Annotated in this window: 1 protein-coding gene and 1 pseudogene; one reads left to right on the forward strand and one right to left on the reverse strand. The window is 72.1% G+C overall.

The features are described from left to right. Nucleotides 1–1206 (forward strand): MFS transporter (locus tag VIU94_RS04645; RefSeq protein WP_331907819.1); only part of this gene is annotated, 1206 nt, incomplete at its 5' end. A gap of 30 nt (nucleotides 1207–1236) precedes the next feature. Here VIU94_RS04645 and VIU94_RS04650 read toward each other — a convergent pair. Next, a pseudogene (locus VIU94_RS04650) lies at nucleotides 1237–1507 on the reverse strand (cysteine hydrolase); the annotation flags it as partial.

Raw genomic sequence — 1507 nt, forward strand, 5'->3', positions numbered from 1 at the left:
TCGGGTGCAGCCGTCATCGCCGGGCGGTGCATCCAGGGCGCATCCGGCGCGACGATCCTGGCCTGTGGCCTCAGCCTGCTGACGGTCGGCACACCTGAAGAAGGCAAGCTGCGGGCGGTCTCGCTCTGGGGCGCGGCGGCAGGCGTGGGTGCTGCGGCCGGGCCGCTGCTCGGCGGTGTCCTGGTCGAGCTGACGAGCTGGCAGGGACTGTTCTGGCTCGACGCCGGCGTCGCGGCGGTGTGCATAGCGATGACCGCACGCATGGTGACCGAATCCCGCGACGAGGACCGGCCGCGCTCGATCGACGTCGCTGGCAGCGTGCTGGTCGCTGCCACCCTCACCCCGATCATCCTGGCACTCAGTGAGGGCAGTGACTGGGGGTGGACGTCGTTGGCCACGCTCGGGTGCCTCGCAGTGGCCGTGGTGTCGGGATTCGCCTTCGTCGCGGTGGAGAAGCGGGTCGCCGTCCCCATGCTCGACCTGGCCCTGCTTCGCAACCGGGTCCTGGTCGCGTCCACGATCGCCATCCTCATCGGCGCCGGCACCATCAACGCGCTGATGTACCTGGTGAGCCTCTACTTCCAAGACCCGAGCACGCTCGGGCTCAGCTCGCTGCAAGCGGGCCTGGCGACACTTCCGGCCACCGTCGGCCTCGTCGCGGTCGCTCCCCTGGTGCCCCGGGTCGCGGCGCGGTTCGGCGGTCGGCCGGTGGTCGGAGCCGGCTTCGCGATCACGGCGATCGGCTTCGGCTGGATCGGCTTCGTCGAGGGCTCGTGGGGGTACGGCGCGTTCGTGCTGCCGCTCGTCGCGGCGGCCGTCGGGATGGGCCTGTCCAACGGGCCCGCGACGTCGGCCTCGACGGCGTGCGTCTCGGCAGCCCAGGTCGGGGCGGCCTCGGGTGTCTCCAACATGGCACGCTACGTCGGCGCGGCCGTGGCCACGGCGCTGGCTGCGACGATCTATGGCAACGTCATCGCCAGCCAGACCGCTGAGGGCCAGTCCAGTGCCGATGCCCTGTCCTCCGGCCTTGCCGCCGCGTCCTGGGTGATGGCGGTGTTCAGTCTCGTCGGCGTCGCGATGGCCGTGATCATGGGGCGTCACCGGGTCGCCCGGGGCACTTTGGCCGACGCGGGCGCTGCGGCCGCGGCACACACGCACACCCTGCCGACTTCGGCCACGCCCACGTCGGCCGAGAGGACACCGTGACTCCGCGACGGCACGTCCGCCCGCGAGCCCTCAGCCGGCGAACGCCGCGCGGCCCTGCAGGGCGGAGGTGCCGAGGTCGCTCTTGGCGAGCGGCTTCCGGTCAGTGACCGCTTCTGTCCAGGCCGCGGTGGTGGCGACCGCGGCGAAGTTGGAGTGCAGCAGGACGAGCAGGGTCTGGTGGAGCTGGTCGGCCGAGACCTTGCCGGCCTCGTTGGCCAGGTGGATGGCGCCGCTCGCGTCGGAGAGGATCTCGGCGGCCAGGCCGAGCTCCTCGGCACTCACCGCCGTGGCGATGTCGCAG

The sequence above is a fragment of the Streptomyces sp. genome (assembly GCF_036566765.1).
In the GTDB taxonomy this organism is placed as follows: Bacteria; Actinomycetota; Actinomycetes; order Streptomycetales; family Streptomycetaceae; genus Streptomyces.